This window comes from Mucilaginibacter lutimaris (assembly GCF_042676625.1).
GTDB lineage: Bacteria > Bacteroidota > Bacteroidia > Sphingobacteriales > Sphingobacteriaceae > Mucilaginibacter > Mucilaginibacter lutimaris.
Genome location: NZ_JBHTIA010000007.1, coordinates 150,506 through 171,984 on the forward strand (window position 1 = coordinate 150,506; position 21,479 = coordinate 171,984).

The 21,479-nt window shown below is 44.1% G+C and carries 24 protein-coding genes; all 24 read right to left on the reverse strand.

The genetic code is table 11. The features are described 5' to 3' along the window. Positions 1-60: 60 nt before the first annotated feature. On the reverse strand, positions 61-1,341 hold the full coding sequence (locus tag ACFQZI_RS11225) for a glycosyltransferase (protein ID WP_377142551.1): 1,281 nt from the start codon (positions 1,339-1,341) through the stop codon (positions 61-63). 13 nt (positions 1,342-1,354) lie between these two features. Further along, positions 1,355-2,113 (reverse strand): hypothetical protein, encoded by a 759-nt coding sequence (locus tag ACFQZI_RS11230; RefSeq protein ID WP_377142553.1) that lies wholly within the window; start codon positions 2,111-2,113, stop codon positions 1,355-1,357. Beyond that, positions 2,098-3,048, reverse strand: coding sequence for a hypothetical protein (locus ACFQZI_RS11235; protein WP_377142555.1), 951 nt, complete (start codon positions 3,046-3,048; stop codon positions 2,098-2,100). The genes ACFQZI_RS11230 and ACFQZI_RS11235 overlap by 16 nt, the downstream gene beginning before the upstream one ends. Continuing rightward, complete coding sequence (locus ACFQZI_RS11240) at positions 3,032-4,192, reverse strand: glycosyltransferase (protein WP_377142557.1); 1,161 nt, start codon at positions 4,190-4,192, stop codon at positions 3,032-3,034. The genes ACFQZI_RS11235 and ACFQZI_RS11240 overlap by 17 nt, the downstream gene beginning before the upstream one ends. Positions 4,193-4,273: 81 nt before the next feature. Next, positions 4,274-5,245: a glycosyltransferase family 2 protein gene (locus ACFQZI_RS11245; RefSeq protein WP_377142559.1), complete on the reverse strand. Its 972-nt coding sequence runs from the start codon at positions 5,243-5,245 to the stop codon at positions 4,274-4,276. Further along, the gene (locus tag ACFQZI_RS11250; protein ID WP_377142561.1) at positions 5,227-6,144 is read right to left on the reverse strand and encodes a hypothetical protein; all 918 of its coding nucleotides are present in this window, start codon (positions 6,142-6,144) and stop codon (positions 5,227-5,229) included. Before ACFQZI_RS11250 ends, ACFQZI_RS11245 begins: the two co-directional genes overlap by 19 nt. A gap of 3 nt (positions 6,145-6,147) precedes the next feature. Next, a complete protein-coding gene (locus ACFQZI_RS11255) occupies positions 6,148-7,068 on the reverse strand; it encodes a glycosyltransferase (RefSeq protein WP_377142563.1) in 921 nt (306 codons plus the stop codon). After that, the gene (locus tag ACFQZI_RS11260) at positions 7,068-8,279 is read right to left on the reverse strand and encodes a glycosyltransferase family 4 protein (RefSeq protein WP_377142565.1); all 1,212 of its coding nucleotides are present in this window, start codon (positions 8,277-8,279) and stop codon (positions 7,068-7,070) included. The genes ACFQZI_RS11255 and ACFQZI_RS11260 overlap by 1 nt, the downstream gene beginning before the upstream one ends. Beyond that, positions 8,276-9,142, reverse strand: a complete 867-nt coding sequence (locus ACFQZI_RS11265) for a glycosyltransferase family 2 protein (protein ID WP_377142567.1) — start codon at positions 9,140-9,142, stop codon at positions 8,276-8,278. The genes ACFQZI_RS11260 and ACFQZI_RS11265 overlap by 4 nt, the downstream gene beginning before the upstream one ends. Next, positions 9,139-10,173 (reverse strand): hypothetical protein, encoded by a 1,035-nt coding sequence (locus ACFQZI_RS11270; protein ID WP_377142569.1) that lies wholly within the window; start codon positions 10,171-10,173, stop codon positions 9,139-9,141. Before ACFQZI_RS11270 ends, ACFQZI_RS11265 begins: the two co-directional genes overlap by 4 nt. Positions 10,174-10,247: 74 nt before the next feature. Continuing rightward, positions 10,248-11,636 (reverse strand): MBOAT family O-acyltransferase, encoded by a 1,389-nt coding sequence (locus tag ACFQZI_RS11275; RefSeq protein ID WP_377142571.1) that lies wholly within the window; start codon positions 11,634-11,636, stop codon positions 10,248-10,250. Between the two features lie 240 nt (positions 11,637-11,876). Further along, the gene (locus ACFQZI_RS11280; protein ID WP_377142573.1) at positions 11,877-12,818 is read right to left on the reverse strand and encodes a glycosyltransferase family 2 protein; all 942 of its coding nucleotides are present in this window, start codon (positions 12,816-12,818) and stop codon (positions 11,877-11,879) included. 1 nt (position 12,819) lies between these two features. Further along, a complete protein-coding gene (locus ACFQZI_RS11285) occupies positions 12,820-13,917 on the reverse strand; it encodes a hypothetical protein (RefSeq protein ID WP_377142575.1) in 1,098 nt (365 codons plus the stop codon). Further along, complete coding sequence (locus ACFQZI_RS11290; protein ID WP_377142577.1) at positions 13,910-14,914, reverse strand: glycosyltransferase; 1,005 nt, start codon at positions 14,912-14,914, stop codon at positions 13,910-13,912. Before ACFQZI_RS11290 ends, ACFQZI_RS11285 begins: the two co-directional genes overlap by 8 nt. Beyond that, a complete protein-coding gene (locus ACFQZI_RS11295) occupies positions 14,907-15,455 on the reverse strand; it encodes a hypothetical protein (RefSeq protein WP_377142579.1) in 549 nt (182 codons plus the stop codon). Before ACFQZI_RS11295 ends, ACFQZI_RS11290 begins: the two co-directional genes overlap by 8 nt. Further along, positions 15,442-15,984 carry a hypothetical protein gene (locus ACFQZI_RS11300; protein ID WP_377142581.1) on the reverse strand — a complete coding sequence of 181 codons (543 nt, stop codon included), beginning with the start codon at positions 15,982-15,984 and terminating at the stop codon, positions 15,442-15,444. Before ACFQZI_RS11300 ends, ACFQZI_RS11295 begins: the two co-directional genes overlap by 14 nt. Further along, entirely contained in the window at positions 15,977-17,080 is a 1,104-nt protein-coding gene (locus ACFQZI_RS11305) for a DegT/DnrJ/EryC1/StrS family aminotransferase (RefSeq protein WP_377142583.1), read from the reverse strand. Before ACFQZI_RS11305 ends, ACFQZI_RS11300 begins: the two co-directional genes overlap by 8 nt. Before the next feature lie 7 nt (positions 17,081-17,087). Continuing rightward, positions 17,088-18,089 (reverse strand): ketoacyl-ACP synthase III, encoded by a 1,002-nt coding sequence (locus ACFQZI_RS11310; RefSeq protein WP_377142585.1) that lies wholly within the window; start codon positions 18,087-18,089, stop codon positions 17,088-17,090. Continuing rightward, positions 18,089-18,835 (reverse strand): SDR family NAD(P)-dependent oxidoreductase, encoded by a 747-nt coding sequence (locus ACFQZI_RS11315; RefSeq protein ID WP_377142587.1) that lies wholly within the window; start codon positions 18,833-18,835, stop codon positions 18,089-18,091. Before ACFQZI_RS11315 ends, ACFQZI_RS11310 begins: the two co-directional genes overlap by 1 nt. After that, positions 18,828-19,886 carry a 3-oxoacyl-ACP synthase III family protein gene (locus tag ACFQZI_RS11320; protein ID WP_377142589.1) on the reverse strand — a complete coding sequence of 353 codons (1,059 nt, stop codon included), beginning with the start codon at positions 19,884-19,886 and terminating at the stop codon, positions 18,828-18,830. Before ACFQZI_RS11320 ends, ACFQZI_RS11315 begins: the two co-directional genes overlap by 8 nt. Continuing rightward, the gene (locus tag ACFQZI_RS11325; protein WP_377142591.1) at positions 19,886-20,122 is read right to left on the reverse strand and encodes an acyl carrier protein; all 237 of its coding nucleotides are present in this window, start codon (positions 20,120-20,122) and stop codon (positions 19,886-19,888) included. Before ACFQZI_RS11325 ends, ACFQZI_RS11320 begins: the two co-directional genes overlap by 1 nt. Beyond that, positions 20,112-20,666, reverse strand: coding sequence for a GNAT family N-acetyltransferase (locus tag ACFQZI_RS11330; protein ID WP_377142593.1), 555 nt, complete (start codon positions 20,664-20,666; stop codon positions 20,112-20,114). The genes ACFQZI_RS11325 and ACFQZI_RS11330 overlap by 11 nt, the downstream gene beginning before the upstream one ends. Next, the gene (locus tag ACFQZI_RS11335) at positions 20,663-21,085 is read right to left on the reverse strand and encodes a sugar 3,4-ketoisomerase (RefSeq protein ID WP_377142595.1); all 423 of its coding nucleotides are present in this window, start codon (positions 21,083-21,085) and stop codon (positions 20,663-20,665) included. The genes ACFQZI_RS11330 and ACFQZI_RS11335 overlap by 4 nt, the downstream gene beginning before the upstream one ends. Continuing rightward, a complete protein-coding gene (locus tag ACFQZI_RS11340; RefSeq protein WP_377142597.1) occupies positions 21,075-21,479 on the reverse strand; it encodes a sugar 3,4-ketoisomerase in 405 nt (134 codons plus the stop codon). Before ACFQZI_RS11340 ends, ACFQZI_RS11335 begins: the two co-directional genes overlap by 11 nt.

The following is a 21,479-nucleotide window of genomic DNA, read 5'->3' on the forward strand; positions in this document are numbered from 1 at the left end:
CCGTGGTTAAATAGGTGCCGTAAAGGGACAAACGGGTGGTTTAGCAAAGCAATGTTACGTTCAACTGCCGGCATTAATTACCTGATCAAATAAATGACATTGCGCTTGCGCCATTTTTGCAGCCGAATATTTTTCTATCGAATGAACATTGTAGCGCACCGTATCATAGGTATCATCCATCAACTGTTTAAAAAAGAACGAAAGCTGGGTTGGGCTGACCTCCTCGTAGCTGTAAACATGCTGGACGCCATAGTCGCTCATTATCTTTATTGCAGAACTCTGTTTATTAAAAATAGCCAATACCGGATTGCTCGTCAGCAGATACGGGAATATTTTTGACGCCGTATATTGCGGGTCGTCAGAACCTGGGATAAAAAGCGCATTGGCCTGTTGCAACGTTACTAAAGTATGATAATAACTGATGCGGTCCGTCCTTTCAATGACATACTTTTCAATGCCATGTTGCCGTGCCAGCGGAGAAATGGTTTGAACGCCTTTACCCATGGAAGCATAACTGGTGCCGATAAAATGAAACCTGATTTTAGAGAACTTTTCTACGTCCTGTTCCAGCATGCTTTTAAAAGCCGCGAAAACCGGATCGATGGCCTTTTTCATATCTTTTCCTCCGCGGCCGATATAAACCACATTTACGTGTTCATTATTTAATAGTGGCTTAAACTCCGCTCGGTTATCCTTTGCGATTTGCAAGTCGGGTGCAAAAGCGCCGAAAGTGATCACTGCTGAAGGGATTTTTCTGATTGTTGGGTATCGGGACTTAAGCTGATCAAGGTAACCTGTCGATACGCTGACCAATCCATCTGCATTTTTTATGGCAATAGGCTCCAGGTATTTATTTAGCCGGTAGGCAAACCAGTATTTTGGTGGTTGCTCGCTTCTGGGTCTATTTTTGTAATAATCAGAATGCCAAGGGTCCTGCATGTCAATAACATAGGGTGTGCCGAACCGCTTTTTCCAATACGCACCCAACACACAAACCGGGAACTGTGTAGTGGAAAAATAAATTAAATCGAATTTATCGGCCTTTAAAATGCTGTTCACCTTTTGTTTATAGTACCATAGTGAACGTATCGCGATGCTGCCTAAACCAAACTTTGAAGTGAAGCTTTTGTGCAGTGCCTTAACGTAGTGTATTCTTACCGAAGCGGGAACGCTTTGCAATAATAGGTCATCCTCCGCAAGGTCTGCAAATATCGGATCGACGGTAACCACTTCAACGTCCCACCCGAGGGTAGTGAAATAAGGCAGGCTCATGCGTACTCTTTGCATGTCGGCAGCGTTTACCGGTGGAAAGTAAGGGGATATGACGAGGAGTTTTTTCAACACGCTTTAGTAGTTATTTAAAAATACAGGAAAAAAACTTTGGGTAAACCCCCATGGTCATGTGTAGCCCGTAGCATTGATCCAACAATTTCCTGGTCTGACTAAAAGGTAGCAAAAGGGAAAAATAAAATCCTAGCCGATAAAAGTGGCTGTGTGTCCATTTATGCCAGCCCTTACCGTGGTTGGTATAATAATCCACCACTATTTGGTAATTCCACCGCCAATCGAGCTGATGAACGAGGTCTTTTTGAAACACAACATTATTCAATGCAGCCTGGTCATGCGGTCCCCAGATCCCCTGCCCGCTTTTGTCCCAACAATTATAAGGATACTCTCCGTTAAGATAAGCTTGTTCCAAAAGTTGCAGGGATTTCTCATAGGCAACTATAAAACCCGTGTTGCCTGTCCATTTAACATGACCGGCTTGAGTATTTGACTGAACAGGGTCCTTACACAGGCCTATTTTGTCCTCATCAAAGTCAAGCATTGGCGGGCTATCCCTTTTTAGCATCAAGTCATCATCTATAATGATATACCGTTTATAACCAGGAGCTAAACGATGAGCTATCAATTTTTGGAAATGTGGCGCAAGGCTATCATTTGTTATTCTCTCTCTGATTAACAAACTCGCATATCCTTGAGATGAAGCCCAAGCGGCGAGGCGTGGGTAAGTATAATTACTTAAATGCAAACGATTCCCGATTGATACCATCAGTACAATGGTCGTGACGGCGTTTTTCGCTGTTATTTTCGTGGCTACCGTCTCCACCATCTATTCTGTTTTATTTTTTCACGTGCCTCGGTCCAATCGCAAACTTCATCGATCAGATCATAAAACCCACGTTGTCTCAGGGGCAGATTATTGGCTTCTACCTGCCTGATAATTTCGGGCAGTTGTTTGTAAAATGACGCTGTACGATAAGGCGGGTGTAATGACCACATACCTTTGGCCGTCCCCAAAAAGTCGATCCGTTTTAAATTGTGCGACTTGATGTAGTTCGCTATTAAACGTTCTGGCAGTTCGGCAATATCGTGCTGCTCAATAATCGCCTTTAATTGCATTCGCAAAGAGGGTTTATCCAATTCCAGTTTATGGGCTTTGAATTTTGATCTATCCATTAAAAAGATCCTGGTGCTCATCCCTTCCAGTTGCCAGGTGAAAGGGGCGATTTTTTCGATAATGCGCTGATCCACTAAAGTGTCATCATCGCGGGGCGGGCCCGGCAATGGTGCCATCACAAAGCAGGATAAGTCATCTTTTAAATATTTGACAGCTTCCTCGACCCATTGTGGGCTGCCGCCACCTAAAAATATATCCGAATCTAAATGAAAAACAAGGTCGTTGGCCGCCGTATGTAAGCCAAAAAAATATGCATAAAACGGACCGCCGCGAAAGTCTTTAACAGGTATATTGTCCTTGTTGAAAAAATATCGTGCTACTTCCTGCTTAACCGCGGGAGTATAATTAACAGGTACGATCTTAACCGGGTAATTTGGCTCAATAACTGTTTCTAGCCAATGCTTCAGCGAACTCTCATGCTTAAACCAGCCATCTGCAAACCGGCCGTTACCCGGCTGGGTATCTACAGTCAGTATAATTTCATTAACCTGTGCTTGCAACCGGTTGAGCTGATGGGGAAGCAGGTGTTGCACATGGGGGAAATCACCTGGTGCAAGATTGATCTGTAAGCTAACTTTCTGATTCAAAAATAGAATGGATTAGGGCTGTTAATTTACCGGCCTGGCCAGGCCAGGCAAAGTTAGCAGTATAAAAATCTAGTACCCGGGTTTTTAGACCGTTTAACTGGCCGTTTGGTAATTGCTCGCCAAGCCGGTTTAAAATACCGGTTAACTCCCCTGCCTGGCTTTGTTGATAGATCATAACAAGATCTGGACATTGTTTTGCGATCTCGGACTGTCCTTTGGTGTCTGAGGCAATTACCGGCAGACCCGCCGCCATATAATGAAAAAGCTTGTTTGATATGGTGAGGTCTTTGTTGAGTGGGCTATCCGGCTCAAGCGCCAGGCCAACATCATAACGGGCCATATCTGTTTGTATCTCCTCGTTTTTTAACATCGGCAAAAAATCAATACTGTCTTTAGGTGATAATAAAGCGTTGAGGCTGATTTTATAAGCCTCCAAAACATTACCCCTTAAGCTAAGTTTACATTTGGTCGTACTTTGGCCCATGCAGTAAATGAAAAACTCCAGCCCCCGGCCTTCGCCTATGGTTTGCGAGATCCAATATAAGTGCAAAAAATCGTGCTGAGGCGAAAAATCCACCTGCTCGTTAGCGACAAACGAATTGTAAATAACCGATGGACTGTTGGTTGTTTTATATAATGCCTGAAGACCCTTTGCCATCGCATAGGATGTCGTATAACAGGCAGCCCCTTTTTCAATCGCTGTTTTTTCAGAGCGCTTTAAAAGTTTTATCGGCCTGTTTTTACGGGCGATCGGTAAAAGATCTTCCGAATACCAGTCTTCAATATCAAAAACTACTTTATACTTTTTTACCATTCGGCTGCCGATGACCGTCGCCAATTCCTGATGCATAATATATAGATGGGCTGGTCTGCTCAAAATCCGTTTTTTTAAACGAGACGCGTTGTAGCCAAGGCTGTACTTGCTTTCAACGCCTATACATTTCGTAAACTGCCAAAATTTTCTGCTCAATCTTGCTTTGACGGCAGCAAAGTTTTGTACTCGTAAATCGCTGTATATTTCATAGCAGATGCCAGTACCTGCCAGTAATGACAGATCCTCCTGATAAAGATCATGGCTATAAATTGCGGTAAATATCGTAATAGAATGGCCAGCCTTTGACAGGGCAAGGGCCTCTTTAAGCACCCTTGGGTTGCGGCAAAGATGCGACTGACTGACTATCGTGATGTTCAAAGAACGGGTAGTTAATGATGTCTTCAAAAATATTTAGCTACGACCACTAGTTAAAAACGATTTGATCCGTTTAGTTAGCTTCCATCCAAAAATGGGCACGATGTAGCTGGTTAACCCGCCAGCCATAAATTTAAGATTTGGTTTTGCAAGTTCAGCAATTTGTTTTTGAGCTTCTTTAATAAGGTCGCGATGGCGCGGATATACCTCATAAATAAAGCCCTGCAGCATATTGGCGCAACTTTGTTCTATCTGCGTATCGTTACCGGTCGCTTGCAGAACATAATTGACAGACAAGCTTATTGATCGAAGTAACGAGCGATAAGCCTTATCTCCTTTATGGCCTGACAATCCCCCAATGCCCGAGCGATAATAGAGCAGGGCATCGGGGCAGAACAGGATGCGTTGGGCCTTCACAAATAACCGGGTATAAAATTCCAGGTCATCATTTAAGCTTAAATCTTCGTTCCACAAATCGGTTTTTTTTAGGAGCTCGCGGGGAATGAGGGAACGCCCGGGCGCGGTCATGGGCGCGCCCTTGTACCAGTAGGTATTGACCCATTCTGTAAGGTGCATCTCCTGATAGGGGATTTCTTCCTTTTGAAATGTTGTTAGGTCATCGTTATAAAACCGGCCCCAACCGGATAGGACAATAACATCGTTTCGGGCATCAATCCTGTTCACCTGTCTTGCAATGAAATCCTTGGAAAGCAGGTCATCGGCATCAAAAAAGATAACGTATTCACCGGTTGAGTTGTGATAAGCAAGATTTCTGGCGGCGGAAGCTCCTTTATTGGCAGATGCGATTGATCTTAAACGCTCATTATCAACCTGACGGATTGCATTCCATGTGCTGTCGGTAGAGCCGTCGTCAACAACAATGATCTCGATATGGGGGTAACTTTGCGCTAGTATGGATTGGATCGCCTCGCCTACGTACTTTTCACAATTATAGGCCGGAATACATACCGAAACGAGGGGTGGCGTTTTCAAATCAGCTTTTTCCATGCCTGTTTATAATACCCCTCTTTTGAAAGGTCGACGTAATGATGTAACGAACCGGCTTGTTCGGTTACGGCCTTCTTTCCGGGGTTAACGATATAGATATCAGCCGGAAGTGCAGAGGCATTATGGTCACCTACCAACATTGCGGATAGCGCCTGTTCTAAATAATAAGAGGTTCCTTCCCGCTTCTCTAACACCTCCGTCCATCGCTCCAGATCCTCCCAATTGATTGCATCGCTGTTTAAACCTATTGCGCCGACATTGATTAAGGGTTTAACTGTTTTGCCGGACAATTCTTCCATCAGTTTTGTTGAATAACCGTATGCCTCATCGCAATCAGTCATGTGCAGGGCATGTTTCGGTGCGCACAGCCATTCTAGGATTTCACAGGGTTCGTCCCAGAAAAGCATATCTGAATCGAGTACCAGTTTCCATGCATCGCCTGATAGGGTATGGATGTCTGTTAATTTTTTGATGTGCGGATAAACTGCCCGCTTATGATGCAGATAGGGGAAGTGTGCCTTTGGAATTACCTTTTCAAGGTTTTGCGTTATGATATTTTTGGTAACGATTTCAGCCTCCGGCAGTTGTTTATTGATTCTGTTAATGAGCTCGTCGTCAAAACTGCCGTCATCGACCAATACAAACCTGAACTTTGCTTTTGATACAAGGATCAACGACCGGATGCAAAATAACGTTTGATACAGGTATTTTTTTCCCGTTAAAAAATGTATCGCCAATCCTTCGCTTACCGATATGACGGGTGGTAAAGTGAATGATGCTTGTTCCATTTGTTTACGGGCAGCCATCATTTTACGATAATTGAAATAACCACCAAACCGACGAAAATGTTTAAGTCTGGCCTTCGGGTTGCGATATAAAAAATTAATGAGCGTCTGCATCTGTTAATCTGAGGGCAAGCCGGCTAAGCCCTCATATAAGCCGCATGCGGCTTGCCATTTGATGTAGGAAGGTTGGCTCTGCCAGGCTTTATAAATAAACCAGGCTTTGATTTTTCTGGGCAGTACACCAAGGTGTGATATTCTTCGCCATGGGTTAATGCCGTGACTTTGCAATAGCTGTACCCATGATTTGTTGGTTTGGCGCACCAAACGGGCAAGATAAGCCACTTCCATACGCTGTGCAGGGATGATATGCTGTAATTGTAGCTGCGGGCAATAACCAACTTGCCAGCCCAACTTCAGTATTTCGAGCACTATCTCGTTATCCCCGCCCGAACTCAGTGAAATACTGGTGCGGTCGCTGATCTTGCTTTTTCCGGAAGCTATTTTTTCGGTGTATGATTCTAAGGCTTCCCGCCGGATGCCCATACCTGCTCCGATAGGAGCAGCGTCGGGATACTTTTGGTCCCAGACGGAAAGGATAGGATTATCGCCTAGATCACGGAGGGCCAGGTTGACATGAAATTCATGAAGCCACGCAGGCGGTTCAGTTTCAAACCATGGTAATGATTTACCTCCAATAGCGCCCAAATCAGGGCTTTGATTAAAGATAGAAACCACCTGCTCCAGGTAATCATTATTCAATATATTATCATCATCAACCATTACAATGATATCGCCTGTTGATTCATTAAACCCCCTCAGGCGAGCATAAGTTAAACCTTGTTTATTTTCGGTAACTATTTTAGCGGACGGATGCCAGGCAAGGTCAAGCCGCGCCTGGAAATTGTTTGATGAATTATTGTCGATGAGGATAAGCTCCCAGTTACAGGTATCTAGTGTTTGCTTTTTTAACCCAGCCAGTGTCTGCGTTAGCCGTCCGCAATCAGGGTTGTAAGTTGGGATGAGTACTGAAAGTCTCATTAAGTATTTACAAGAAGTGTTTGGTAATAATGTATTGAATCTGCGGCCAATTTTTTGCCTGAAAATCTTTCTTCAACTGTTTTTCTTGCATTAGACCCCATCACCTTACGTAAACTTTCATTTTTCGCCAGCCGTATCACCATGTCGGCAAGGTTTTGCGCGTCACCAGGTCGGGCAAATAAACCGTTGTAATGATCGATAATGATATCCGGCACTCCGCCCACGGCACAGCCTATAGCTGGTTTAGCAAAACTCATGGCTTCGATAAATATGAGACCGAACGATTCATAACGGGAAGGCGCGACAAATATATCACAGCTTTGATAGGCGTTGGTTAATGAGGTAAGGTCGATCCTGCCTCTAAATGATACCCTTGCCAAAATGTCGGTTTCATTCTTTTGCTCAAACTCTCTTTGATTCTGATTGCCGGGATCATTGCCAATCAATTCAAAAAACACGTGAGGACACTGCTGCAACACCAGGGGTATGGCAGATAGTAACACATCTGTGCCTTTGCGGTATTCGAGCCTGCCGACATACAGTACTTTTACGCGTGTGACATCGCTTCCCGACCTAGTTTTTAGCGTTGGGATGCTTATTCCATGCGCTATGATCCTGAAGCTTCGGGCGTCTAGCCCATAAAGTTTTTCCAACTCGATTGCGTGGCTTTTCGCATGGGTGATGAGCTGCCTGCTTTTTTTTATGAACGCTATTTCCATAGCCGCTATCAGGTCCATCCCTCTCGATTTAAAAGGATAATGGCCGGTCAGCATCTGAGAAAATGTGGTGCTTACGCGTACCACAAGCGGAATTCTGATCTTTTTGTGTGATAAAAAATAGCAAAGCGAGAAATAACTGCTGGTTTCGATAATTTGAATGTGATATTCCTTGATTATACCACGGATAGCCCCTGCAGTAACCAGCATGCACCGGAGTTTCAACACCATATCTACGATAGCCCATTGGTTTTTGAAAAGACGGTTAATTATTGCGGGCACCCTAACTTTAAAGGTTAGTACGGTGATTTGTGAAGCGGGGCTGTGTTTACTGAAAGTGTCCTGCTCATGTTCGTAACTCGGCCGCACATGCACAACTACGATATGATGACCCGCCGCCGCGAGATTTTGAGCCAGCAGCTGGTAATGGTTAGCTATGCCGCTATCAAGAGTGCGCTCATCTGGAAAATAAGGTGTAATCAGCGCTACGTTCATCCGGTTATTTTTAGGCTCCAGGCGATCATCCTCCAAAAGGACCTCAGCCGTTGAGGGATTCCGGTCGGGTTGCGGGTGGTCAAGTAAAATAACAGGTTAGCCCATGCAAAACCCATTCTATCCTTTTCTTTTGCAAGATAAAGGCAGCAATAAATCGACTGATCTAGGCATGCGGCTTTAGCCGTAATTTTATCAGTTGCCTGATTTTGAGCCAATAAGCGGTAGCGATAGCTGTAAAAAGGGTAATCGAAAAGCGTTGAGCTTAAGCCGGCCTCCCCAAAAAAAGCGATATCGGTATTAATATACTGTGTTTTAAAAGAGGTATTGCAAAAAATCTTTATGGTTAAATGATAATCAGCCGCCACCTTGAAACGGAGATCGTATTTACCGGTATAATCAAATATTTCCCGTTTGTAAAAAATTCCCTGGTGATGGATACCGCGCGACAAAACCTTATCCGGCGTATCATCTGCATATCTCGTACCGGATTCCGCGCCGGTAACATTACCGTAAAATAAATGGGCTGTGTGGTGTTTTATGGCGTTATAAACCGTCTGCAGGGTATTGGGTCCAGCAAGCATGTCATCCCCCCCCATGAAATAAAGCCATTGCCCTGTTGCCATACCAATGCCTTTGTTCATGGCGTCATAGATGCCCTGATCGGGGCCAGAAATAAACTGAGCGGCGAGACGCTTTGTTTTTTGCAGGTTAGCTATAATCAGGCGCGTATCATCAACAGATCCGCCGTCGACTAAAACCAGTTCAAAGTCCTTGAACCTTTGGCAGGTAATGCTATCCAGCGTACGTTGTAGCGTTTTGCCGCTGTTATACAATGGAATAATGATCGAGAAAAAAGGAGTCAATAAAGGGTTGAATTTAATACGCTGTTTGTTTTGTTTACCCAGACGTCCAAACCCGAAGGATTCCAGTGCGCGTCACTTTTATAGAACAGGTTGCGTCGGTCTGCTTTATAAGCCTCGAATAGCGAAATGATCGGAATATGCGTTGATTGTTCGACTCTTTGCAGCAGGTGGTTATAGGGCATTCGGCCGGAATCATAAATTGAGACCGAATTTGGGATAATCGACAAAAAAACCTGTTTAAAACCGATGGCGCTGTAATATTTGGCGGCTTCATCTAGGTTGTGAACCATAGAGTCGATAGCTTGAGCGGATTTTGGCCTGAATGCTGATTGAAAGCTGCCGGTATCAACCGTAAGGCTTAAGAAAAGTCTTTCCTTGTTACTACTGACAGCCACCTCGTTCGCCACCCGGCCAAATAGGCGATAATTCAACGATGCTTTTGCCTCTTTAAAAGGAGTGACCATTTTATTATCAAAAAGTATCAGCTCAAGGTTACGGCTCAGATCTTTATTGAAAAGTATGGTACTTAACCGGTCTATAATGGACGTATGGGGTTGGGGGATTTTTTCCGAATAAGGAACAGTACGAAGATTTGCCCGCGTTCCGATTTCTTTATTTGTCCACCTTACTTCACTTGTTTTACCGATGCTGTAACCATTTAGATTTCGCTCGGCAAACTCCATGATGAGGTAGTTTTGTTTCGTGCTATCGAGCTTTACAGGACCAAAAGGAAAACGCCGGTCAAAAAAATAGACATCATCAAATGCATGGAAAGCACCGCTTAGTATCTTATCCGCTAGGAAGCTATCTCCTATAATGTAAAGTATCCGGTTAGTGACTGGCCTGCTTCGGGCAGGGTATTGTTTAAAAGGCTCCAGTTCATATTTATACTGATGTAAATAACTAAGGCCGTAAAGATCACCATACCGCCATCGGTCAGAATGTACAAACACTGCTTTATATATGGCGTTTTCCGTAGCCTTACCGGGGTAAAGATGATCGAAGTATTTCTCAGACTTTATTTTGTTCATGAAAGACTGATTCATGGCTAGCGCCAATATCGAGATGCTTGTTATTAGTATGAATATACCGGCTACTTTACGCATTAAAACTGAAAATAAATGAATTGTGCATCATTAAAAATTCCCAAAAAATAGCAGGTAATGGTAAGCACGCTGATAATGACAAGTTTTTGTGCCGCCGAACCATCCTTCACCTGGCGCAGATAACGCTCGCCTAGCAGCAAGGCTAAAATGATGAGCACGCAATAACCAAACTCGTTGACCGGCAGGGTTTGGATCGGCAGATGGCTTAAATGACGACCGCGGAATATTTTATTTAAAATATAAATGGCATCGCCTGTAGTATTAGCCCTGAAAAACACCCATGCCAGGCAAACCAGGTTAAATGTAACAAACCATTTTATGAATGTAAAGCCTTTAATACGGATATTAAACTTGTTCAATAGTTGATAGGCGACCAACAACAGGCCATGGATCGCGCCCCAGAAAATATATTTCCAATTGGCACCGTGCCACAGCCCACTTAGGGTGAATACGATCATCAGATTAACACACGTTATCATAAAGCTTTTCCTGTTGCCGCCTAAGGGGATATAAATATAATCGCGAAACCACGTAGAAAGTGAAATATGCCAGCGTTTCCAAAATTCCGATACATTGGTGGCAAGATAAGGCAAATTGAAATTCTGCATCAATTCGACCCCTAATACAAGTGCCGCGCCAACGGCAATGTCCGAATAACCGCTAAAATCACAATAGATTTGGAAAGCAAAAAAATAAGTAGCAATCAGTAACTCGAGCCAAGTGTGCGCATGCGGATCGTTAAATACCGGGTCAACAAACAGTCCCAACCGATCAGCAATCACTACTTTTTTGACCATCCCTATGGCAATGAAAAATAGACCGTTTAGAAGTGCCCTGCCCGAAAAGTTCCTGGCCCGGTGCAATTGTGGCAGAATATGCTGCGGGCGCTCGATAGGGCCGGCCACCATTTGCGGATAAAACATGACGTATAGCGCGTAAAGTCCCAGATGCCGTTCGGCCGGTTGGTTACCGCGGTAGACCTCGATGGTATAACTCATGGCCTGGAACGTGTGGAATGACAGGCCGATGGGCAATATAAATTGAAGCAAGGGTAGTTGCTGGCCATGAAATGAACCTAAAGCGAAGTTCAAATTAATGGCCAGGAAGTTGAAATACTTATAAAATGCGAGGACGCCAACATTGGTCAAAATGCTTAGGACAAGATATAATTTACGCATTTTACCCTTTGAACCCTGAATAAGAATGCCGGCGAAATAATCAACAATGATCGTGAACAGGATGATTAGGATATACGCAGGCTTAAAGTACATATAAAAGTAACTACTGGCAGCCAAAAGCCAAAACCACCTGAATTTATGCGGTAACAAATAATAGGTAATCGTTACGATGACAAAAAATGTAAGGAACAGGAGGGAATTAAACAGCATGGATCAGGAAATAGTTGTAAGAAAAATGCTGTAAATCAGATTCCCAGACTTCATATCGTTTATTATTTTAGTTGTAGTACCGGTTTGACTCATTGATATATTCATGACACACAGAAAGAATGATCTCCGCATTAGTTGCTGTGAGCCCGCTTGGTATAATTTTTGACTTTTCAGGCCGTCTCCATGCCCGTAATACAGAAATAAGTAAGCTCGGTAACGCAACGTTTAGACACCCTGCGACTATTTGAAAGGGTTAAGTTGATAAAATAAGGAGTAAAGTTTGATCCTGATCCTGTTTAAAAACATGATCTTTTTCCATTCGTCCACCCTGCCATGCGCATTGGCTGCCCAAATCATTTGATGGTCCGCCTCCCACTGCGCTTTCATTTTGGGCGAGTGGGTTTTTGCTTGATCATGGATATGCGCTACCGATAGCGGTTGTTTGATGAGCAACCGGCTGCGCCCTTTTACCAGCCGGAGCCAAAGCTCATAATCAAGTGCGCAATGAAGTTCTTCCCAAATCGGTTCATGGATACGCGCGTTCCAAAAGGTTGACGGTTGCACCAATCCGGGGATTTTGATAAAATAGTCCGTAAAGGGAAGGATGCGGTTAGTTTTCTCCTGACCGGTTAAAACATCATGGTCAATGCCGTAGCCATAAACAAAATCAACCCCCGTTTTGATGAACTTGCTCATCACTGAAGCAAATACACCTTCAAGGTAGAAGTCATCACTGTTAATCCATGCATGGTAATCCCCCGACGACAAACTGAACCCCATATTGATAGCATGGCTTTGTCCCCGGTCTTTTTCGTGCTGCTCGTAACTGATCCAGGGTGCATATTTTTCGATGATCTGCAGGGAGCCATCGTTGCTGCCGCCATCAATAACAATATACTCCAGGTTAGGATAATTCTGCAACAGTACAGACCTGATGGTTTGCTCTAAAAAGCTGGCCTGGTTATAGGAAGGAGTAACGATGGTAAGCTTTGGCCATTTAAAGTTTTGATCAAAGACGGAAGGACTGGTTTGCTTGTCCCATGGCCAGCTTTTTTTGCCGAACGGAGGAGCAGGTAACGAGTTTAACAGCCCTTCCGGCTGATGTTCAACGACAGGTAAAGGCAGCTCAAGTCCGTTGTGAATGAATTTTGATCGATAAGACGACAGATCGGGCAGGTTCATTTTAAAATTCCTTTATCAGCGTTTTAATATAGTTGGAAAAGGCGTGTTCTTCAGTTGGACGGTTTAACACAGCCGGCGTTGTAAAATTTCCTGATGATAGGACGGTTCTCAATTCATCATGGCCATCATAGATCATTATCCCTGTTGAGACGTCGCAACTCCGGGCGGCGTGAATATTGGCAATTACCGGCAACCCTGCAATTAACAGTTCAGGTATACGGGTTAGCGCCCCACTCGAGGGTTGCTGATGGACCACCGCAGAATCCGCATTGACGATTAGTCTTGCTAAAGTATCATTATCCACTGATCCCCATACCCTGATGTTTTTCGCCGGCCATTTATCATTTAACATCTCCGAGCCAAAACCGGCAATATCGATATGGATTCCTTTTATGGTTTGGATATGCCGTAGCAGCTCATTATAGCCGGTAATCGTCGGTCGGTTATGAAATGTCCCGAGCAGCAATATTTTCCGCTCAGCTTTTCGGGGTTCATTTTTTTTCCCGCTCCGCTTTTGGCGGATTTCCAACAAGAATTTTTCGGCTGGCGGAGCGGGATAATACGGCAGGTAGGCAACATTCATCCCGTGATTAGAAAGCAGCCAGTGCTCCTCACGTGAAATGGTATACACCTTTTTGCAAAGCTTGAGGTGGTCCAGTTCTTCTGACATCCACTGCGGAGATGACTTTGCTGAGAATACGCTTTTGTTACCCGCTACCAGCGATTCGAGGTTATGGGGCAATGCTATAACCGGAATATGATGCTTATAAAGCACGTCCGCCAGCAAAAGGTGGTAATCGATTGTCGATTCCCATATAAAAATATCGGGCCGGTATTGTTGAACAAACCGATCGAAAATGGCTTTATAACGCCCAATGGCATATTTAGTCTTGTTATCAGTACGTAGGTTAGTACTATGGAGCAAACCGCTTAAATAAAAAGAGAGTTTGCAACCTGAAGCTATCGTGTTGGTCAGCTCGGCCTGTTTTACTTCTATCCCGGCAGCAGATAGTAAATAATCGATTTGTGCCGTTCGTTTATTACCGCCATGTCCAAAAGCATCCGGCAAAAAATGAGCATGTTTAAAGATATTAAGCATTGGCGTTGTTAGATAAGCTAAGATTTAAGTGCCTGATCCTGATCGCTTCAGCTGAAATTCCGGCCAGCTCAAGGCCATTCGTCAAATAGATTGTCTCAGCCTCATAAGCATAATGCCACTTTTTAATTTGCGGAAATATTCTGCAGATCAGGTAGCGGAGTCTGCTCGAAGCAAGTAAAAAGCTTCTTTTTATACCTGATAAATGATTGATGCTGATTTGTTTGCGATATAAATTCAGCACGCGGGTTTCATGAGGACTTACGTTCAGGAGCATGTCTCTATAATCTTCAGTTAATTTTTGAGACGGTATATGATGATGAAAGATGAGTTTCTCTTCATAATAAAGCCGGTAGCCTGCTAAAATAAATCGCATACAAAGTTCAACGTCCTCGGCACGCGCGTTTTCTGTCTGGTCCGGGCCAAGCAGCAGAGAAGAGGTATAGCGGTTTACCTTTTGGTAAAGTGATCTGCGGAATGTCAAACCCGCTCCCCACAGATATTTTCTGGCAGATATATCGCGTGATGTAGCGGCCGGTCGACCTACAGCATAGATTTGTTGATATTGCTCAAACCAAGCTGGAATTTTCCCTTCGGTTACCGCTATACCCTGCCCGCCAACTGCTGCCACCTGTGGTTTACTTTTGATGGTTTGGTAAGCGTAGTTAACATATCCTGCATTCAGCCAATTGTCATCATCGCAAACAATGATGTATTCGTATCTGGCAAAATTAACACCTTTTTTCAGGGCGTAATATTTACGCGGTCGTGGTTCGTTCAGAACGGAAAAACCCACATCAGGCAGATTGTATCGCTGCCATTCAGCCACGGCCACTAAGCCGCTGGCATCAGTCGAAGCATTATCTACGATAATGATCTCCCAACTAAGCCCTGGCGATACCTCCTGCAATGCCAGGTGTCTAAGCGTTTGATGTAACTGTAGTGCGCCGTTATAGGTACAGATAATTACGGATATACCAGGTCGTGCCTCATTAGCCATTCGGTGACATTAAACTTTTAAGCAATGAAGCATCCGTGCCACTTAACCGGAACGATTGTTTCATAAGCCTGTTATTGGCCAGTATCTGCTTATCTACGGCGACGGTGTCTTTTCTTATGAGTAACAGCAACTCAATCACTTCATTAAGATCATGGCAAAAATTGATGTAGGGATATTGCTCATCGGAAAGCGATCCATCGCAATTGCAAAAAATAGTCTTGAAGTCAAGGTTAACGCTGTCGATGGAGGAGTACCCCATAAAGCTGCCTACTGTAAAATTCAGGAAGTAGCCGCTCCTGAGTTCTTCGCTCAGCTGGTCCATGGGAATGGATTTTTTCGTAAAAGCGATATGGTCAGTTACTTCAAGCTGTTTGGCAATACGGATAGCGTTTTCATAAATGTCGTTATCTTCTATAGCGCCAATAAATGTGAGTAAGAAATCTGCCATGCCCTGTTTTTTAAGTAAGTGAGCAAAATTTACCAGGTCAGGAAAAGAGTTCTTATCTCCCGCAACGCGGGCTACGAGGTTAATTCGGATCATTTATAAACAGTTTTGTTTGCACCAATTTAGCTTTTATCGCCTTGCCATATTGGCTGCGAAGTTCGCGTTCTTGATATTTATTGATATTGACAATGGTATCTTTAGTGTTACCGAAGATTTCTTGCTGATAACAGTATTCGCGATTAGTGTATTGGACCGCATTATTCACATTCCAGAAATAACGGTGCGGGTGCAATACAGTATCAAAAACCTTCTCCACGTTATAAAGGCCGATGGTATGAACACTGTCATAATAATTGGAAGCAAAATATTTGAGCTTGACAGCCCACCACGCCGAACGCATCATTTTCAGCGGTGCCCGGAAATGTCTTATAGCGTTAATGCGTGTGCGTACAACTTTTACCCCTTTTGCTTTCAGAATCGCATCGTAATGCTCTTGCAGATAGTTATCCAGTATCAAGACCGTTGGATCGATATTGCTTTTTTGCGCGAAGGTTGCCAGTTCAAGCAACAGTCTTTCGGCCCCGCCAATTCCCAGCCTGTTACTAATGATTAGGATCTTATTCATAAAAACGGCGGATGGCGTCGCATACATACATTAGCTCTTCCTCAGTCATTCCCGGGTTGAGGGGTAAACTCAGACAGGTTTCGGCCAATTTTTCCGCTATCGGAAAATCGCCCTTTTGATGATTGAGATATTGATAGGCTTTTTGCAGATGGGGTGCGACGGGGTAATGGATGCCTGTGCCTATATTTTTACCGTTCAAATACTGTTCCAGTGCATCGCGTTTAGATGTACGCACAACGTACAAATGATAAACATGATCTGCGCCTGGTGCAGTAACCGGTAATGTTAATTCCGAGATCCCGCCGAGTCTTTTAGTGTAAACGGAGGCTATCTGTTTCCGCTCGTTAAGCCAGCCGTCCAGGAATTTCAATTTTACGGAAAGAAAGGCAGCCTGCAGTTCATCAAGCCTCGAGTTGATACCGATAACATCGTTATAGTATTTTCTCTCCGAGCCATAATTGCGGATGAGGCTGGCTTTTTTTGCCAGACCTGAATCATTTGTGGTTAAAGCCCCTGCATCACCATAGGCGCCCAAATTTTTGGTAGGATAAAAGCTGGTAGCATTGATATTGCCAAAGCTGCCGGTAAGTTTACCGTTGTAGGTGCATCCCTGCGCCTGGGCATTATCTTCAATCACAAACAAATTATGCTGGTTTGCAATTTGCATAATGGCCTCCATTTGGCAAGCCTGGCCATACAGGTGCACCGGCATTATGACTTTTGTTTTTGGGGTGATAGCGGCCTCAAGCCGGCTTACATCAATGTTGTAAGTCTCGGGATCCGGTTCAACAGGCACGATGGTAGCGCCTGTTTGCGATATGGCCAGCCAAGTGGCTATAAAAGTATTTGATGGTGTGATTACTTCATCGCCTTCACTTATCCCAATTGTTTTTAATGCAATATGTAAGGCATCAAGCCCATTGGCTACGCCGATGCAATGCCGTACCTGGTTATATTGAGCATAGGCCTGTTCAAAATTGGTAACCTCCTTGCCAAGTATGTACCATTTGTTTTGAAACACACGCTCAAAAGCCGAACGGATCTCATCTTCAATTAAATCATTCTGAGGGGTAAACGACAAAAATGGAATGTTCATCGGGGATTTAAAAGATTATAATAGTTGCCCCCCAGGAGTAGCCTACACCGAAACCGGCCAAAAGCCATTTTGCCTGCGATGGGCCGGGTTTTTGTTTCATGGCTTCATACAACGCAATGGGTAGCGATGATGATACCGTATTACCCACGTTGGCCATATTTATATAAAAATTTTCGACTGGGATCTTCATTTTTTTACGGAGGTGTTCCAGCATATACTGGTTGGCCTGGTGCAATATAAATTGGTTGATATCAGCTTTATCTAAGTTGTTTTTTTGCAACGTATCAGCAATAAGGCCTGGAACGGCCTTCGATGTAAAAGCGAATATCTCAGGGCCATCCATAGATAAATGTCCCGGAGATTGTTGGTTGCCGTAGGTATCACTTATGCTATCTGTATGTTTATCGGGATAGCGGATACCACCTTGCTTTACGATCAGGTTTTCGGCTCCTTGTCCATCTGTACCCAACTCAAATTCACCGATCACTGCAAAACCATCGGTGCTAATCAAAGTAGCGGCGGCGGCGTCACCAAAAATCGTGCGGTTCCCTTTATCGCCCGGATGGATAAATTTGGAATAAGTTTCCGAGGTAAGCAGCAGAATGCTCCTGGCTATACCGCCAGCGATTAAACCCTTCGCCAATGCCAAGCCATAAATATATCCTGAGCATCCCAAATTAAAATCAAGCGCCCCCGCTTTTACCGGTATACCCAATTTGTCCTGGATAATACATGCCGTGGTCGGCAAAAAGTAATCCGGGCTCTGGGTGCAGTAGAGTATAAAGTCTATTGCGGCCGGTGCAATTGTATGCTCGGCGAAAAGTTTTTGAGCGGCCGCAACAGCCATGTCTGATGCAAATTCATCAGCAGCAGCGATGTGGCGCGTTTGGATGCCTATTTTGTTGGCTATTTTCTCTACACCCCATTCCGGGAACAGTGCCGATAACTCAGTATTGGTTAACTGCTGTTTAGGTAAATGGTATGAAATAGCTTTAATAAAAGCCTGCATTATTGAATTGTAAAACCTCCATCCAATAATAAAGAGATACCCGTTACCCATTTACTGGCATCAGACAGAAGGTAGATGATGGCATTGGCTACATCAGTTACTTCTCCATAACCTAATGGATATTTGCTTTCGTCCTCGGCCATTTGTTCGGCTGAAAATGCGGTTGTGTTTTTGATCATTTCCGTACGCACCATGCCCGGTGATACGTTATTTACCCTTATTTTTTGTGGCGCAAGCTCAAGCGCAATGACTTTCTGCATAGCGTTGATAGCTCCCTTGGAAGCACTATACATCGAATTACCTTTAGCCCCGATAAAATTACCGCCTATAGAGGAAATAAAGACGATAGAACATTTTTTATTAAGCTTTCGTTTTTTCAGCAGCTTGCTGATCAACAATACCGGCGCGTAAAAATTGGTTTGCAAAATAGCGTTGAGTCCGGTTTGATCAACGAATTTAAAAGGCAGTGTTTTAACAATACCTGCCGATAGCACGAGACCATCTAAAGGAGGTAAGGAGTCGGCCAATAAGTCAGTATCAGCATCTATCGTTAAATCGGCAATATATCGTTGGTGATCGCCGGTTGGCAACTGTTGTAGTGTTTGCTCCAGTCTGCCATTATCTCTCGCGGTTATGTGTACAGTCGCTCCCATCCCTGCGGTGGAGATAGCTACCTGCCTGCCGATACCGGAGGAGGCACCGGTTACCAATATGCTTTTGTTTTGTAATGAAAACGGATTATCCATAAATAACCAGGTCTGATATGACAAGCCTGTTGGTTTTGCAAATTAAACTTGCCCATGACAGGCCTACACCAAAGCCACAGGCAATGATCTCGTTTTCGCCGTTGCGGAGGCTGTCGGCAGTTTCGGTAACCATGGTTAGTGGGATGGTGGCGCTGCTGGTGTTGCCAAAGTTCTTTAACGAAAGCGGTACTTTGTTTTCGGGCAGCTGAAGCTTTTTCCGGATGCGCTCATTCATCATCAGGTTCGCCTGGTGAAAATAAACGTGATCCACCTGCGCGATGTCAATATTGAATTTCTCGACGAGTGCCCTAACCGTTTCAGGTGCTTTTGAAATGCCGAATGAAAACACATCCATGCCATCAAGCATCAATTCCAGGTTGTTGCGGTTGATGCCTTCTGTAATTGTGTTTTGTTGTAATGACCGCTCATTAAAACGGTTGCGGTAGCCGCCATCGTTAATGATAATAGCCTGGTAACCGGCGCCATCGGTGCCTAAATGAAATTTCATGCCATCATTGCCATCCACAAATTCAAGCGCGGTGGCTGTTCCCGCGTCGCCGAAAAGGGGGTAAGTGCTTTTATCGCTTTTCGATGAGGTCATGGAGGATGTATCACCGGCCAATAACAAGGCCTTTTTGATCATGCCTGATTGCATGTAACCGGCCAATGTACTGATGCCGTAAACAAAGCCTGAACAACCTAACGAAATATCAAGTGTAAAGCATTCTGTTGATAAGCCGAGCCGGCTTTGCAAAATGCAGGATGAAGCAGGCAAAATATAGTCCGGCGTTTGGGTTACAAATACCAAACCGTCAATATCCTTTTTATCCCAGCCCAGTTCCTCGATCAGCTTTTCGGCAGCCTTAAAGCACAGATCGGATGTGCAGGTTCCTGCTTTTACAATGCGACGGCGTTCGACCCCTGTGGTTTTGATCAGCTTTTCCACATCATTAGCGCCAATATTGGTGATTGCCGTGTTCTCTTCGATGGTTTGCGGTACACAGGCGGCCACTCCCTTAATCGCCACATTCTTGATATGCAGGAATGCCATTACGCGTTAAGTTTTGTAGCTACAATGTTGTATATATCTTCCACTGTAGATGATTTTCTTACATCATCTCCGGTTAGCCTCACTGAATAATTCTGATCAACCATAGCTATTACCGACAAGGCTGTCATTGAACTCCATTCTTCGTTTTCTTTAAACAGGGTATCGGCCGCAAACCTGTCCGCAGGGATCTCGTCAAATTGTTCTGCAAATTCCTGTATAAATGTTTCAATATTCATGGTGTTGTTCTGTTGAAGGTTGTATAATACTTGTTAAAAATATTTTTTTTCGCTGATAGTCTGCCGCGTCCATACACATGTAAATATCAAGGTCATCTTCATTTATCACCCGAAAAAACATCTTGTGATAGCGCACCAGCTTTTTATTTTCTTTCCGAACGTCTATCAGGCAGCGGTGAAATTTAAACTGCTCGAAGATAACTGTTGTTAAGAAGAGATCGGCACGAAAAGCGTTTAACTCGTCCTGCCCCCCTTTAGCCAGCCAGCTTCCCGAAGTTACAGTATCGCCTTCAATGTTATATAATCTGAAAAGTCCTAGCGGCCCATTTTGCTCGTCAGTATATATGAAGTAATATTCGAAACCTTGTGCTTCTCTTTCTTTATAGTTTCGGATCCAGGCTTTTTGCGCCTCAAGTTCATTACTGACCGGCGATATATGTTTGGCAAGCTTAGGGTCCGTACGCAGACTCAAAATGAAGCTCGCATCCTGCTCCTCAACTAACCTAAAAATTAGCCCGTATTGACGCGCTGGTAATTTTATCACTGATTTTTGTATCGTTGAAAATCCGCGTAATGCCGCAGATAATCCTCTTCTGTATATAACATTGAAGCCAGCACTAGGCAAATGGCGCCCGATGAGAAATTTGAAATATCCCGCCAGATTCCCGGTTTTACGTGCAGCCCCAGGTAAGGCCGGTTGAGTTGAACGGTCTTTTTATTGAGGCCATCGTCAATGGTCAGGTCAAAACTACCGCTTGCTGCTACTATGAACTGTTCCAGTTGCTTGTGTCCGTGCGCGGCCCTTGATTCGCCGCCCGGTATATCATATAAATAGTAAACCCGCTTCACATCAAAGGGGACATCAATGTTGTTTTCAACAGGTGTGATGTTTCCTGCCCGGTTATAAATGCGGCGCAGGTGAATGATACTGCAATCAAAAACGGTTGTGGTTTTACTCTGCATGTGCATGGCTTACAAATGTGTCAAAATCCCTGATGTAGTCTTGTTCGTTATATTTACCATCTGCCAGGATCAGCGCGAGCGAATTTGTGGAAAAATTTTCGATCTCACGCCACATCATTTTCGGTACAAATAAGCCATAGTAGGAACGGTTCAAACTAAAGCGCATTTCTTTAGTGCCATCATGCAGCACAACATCAAAGCTTCCGCTCAAAGCAACTACAAATTCCTGTAGATTAAGATAGGCATGCCCACCACGGTGTTCCCCTCCTGGCACGTCATAAATCCAGTATGTGCGTTCAATTTTAAACGGAACTTGTTTTTTTTCTTCTATGAATGATAAATTACCCCGGTCGTCTAAAAATTTGGGCAACTGTATGATCATCGGAGATTCCAT

Excerpts from the sequence above, each read along its gene's own strand:
- ACFQZI_RS11230 (WP_377142553.1), bottom strand. The coding sequence starts at position 2,113 with ATGGTGGAGACGGTAGCCACGAAAATAACAGCGAAAAACGCCGTCACG.
- ACFQZI_RS11245 (WP_377142559.1), bottom strand. The coding sequence starts at position 5,245 with ATGGAAAAAGCTGATTTGAAAACGCCACCCCTCGTTTCGGTATGTATT.
- ACFQZI_RS11250 (WP_377142561.1), bottom strand. The coding sequence starts at position 6,144 with ATGCAGACGCTCATTAATTTTTTATATCGCAACCCGAAGGCCAGACTT.
- ACFQZI_RS11255 (WP_377142563.1), bottom strand. The coding sequence starts at position 7,068 with ATGAGACTTTCAGTACTCATCCCAACTTACAACCCTGATTGCGGACGG.
- ACFQZI_RS11260 (WP_377142565.1), bottom strand. The coding sequence starts at position 8,279 with ATGAACGTAGCGCTGATTACACCTTATTTTCCAGATGAGCGCACTCTT.
- ACFQZI_RS11270 (WP_377142569.1), bottom strand. The coding sequence starts at position 10,173 with ATGAACAAAATAAAGTCTGAGAAATACTTCGATCATCTTTACCCCGGT.
- ACFQZI_RS11275 (WP_377142571.1), bottom strand. The coding sequence starts at position 11,636 with ATGCTGTTTAATTCCCTCCTGTTCCTTACATTTTTTGTCATCGTAACG.
- ACFQZI_RS11280 (WP_377142573.1), bottom strand. The coding sequence starts at position 12,818 with ATGAACCTGCCCGATCTGTCGTCTTATCGATCAAAATTCATTCACAAC.
- ACFQZI_RS11285 (WP_377142575.1), bottom strand. The coding sequence starts at position 13,917 with ATGCTTAATATCTTTAAACATGCTCATTTTTTGCCGGATGCTTTTGGA.
- ACFQZI_RS11290 (WP_377142577.1), bottom strand. The coding sequence starts at position 14,914 with ATGGCTAATGAGGCACGACCTGGTATATCCGTAATTATCTGTACCTAT.
- ACFQZI_RS11295 (WP_377142579.1), bottom strand. The coding sequence starts at position 15,455 with ATGATCCGAATTAACCTCGTAGCCCGCGTTGCGGGAGATAAGAACTCT.
- ACFQZI_RS11300 (WP_377142581.1), bottom strand. The coding sequence starts at position 15,984 with ATGAATAAGATCCTAATCATTAGTAACAGGCTGGGAATTGGCGGGGCC.
- ACFQZI_RS11305 (WP_377142583.1), bottom strand. The coding sequence starts at position 17,080 with ATGAACATTCCATTTTTGTCGTTTACCCCTCAGAATGATTTAATTGAA.
- ACFQZI_RS11310 (WP_377142585.1), bottom strand. The coding sequence starts at position 18,089 with ATGCAGGCTTTTATTAAAGCTATTTCATACCATTTACCTAAACAGCAG.
- ACFQZI_RS11315 (WP_377142587.1), bottom strand. The coding sequence starts at position 18,835 with ATGGATAATCCGTTTTCATTACAAAACAAAAGCATATTGGTAACCGGT.
- ACFQZI_RS11320 (WP_377142589.1), bottom strand. The coding sequence starts at position 19,886 with ATGGCATTCCTGCATATCAAGAATGTGGCGATTAAGGGAGTGGCCGCC.
- ACFQZI_RS11325 (WP_377142591.1), bottom strand. The coding sequence starts at position 20,122 with ATGAATATTGAAACATTTATACAGGAATTTGCAGAACAATTTGACGAG.
- ACFQZI_RS11335 (WP_377142595.1), bottom strand. The coding sequence starts at position 21,085 with ATGCAGAGTAAAACCACAACCGTTTTTGATTGCAGTATCATTCACCTG.
- ACFQZI_RS11340 (WP_377142597.1), bottom strand. The coding sequence starts at position 21,479 with ATGGAATCTCCGATGATCATACAGTTGCCCAAATTTTTAGACGACCGG.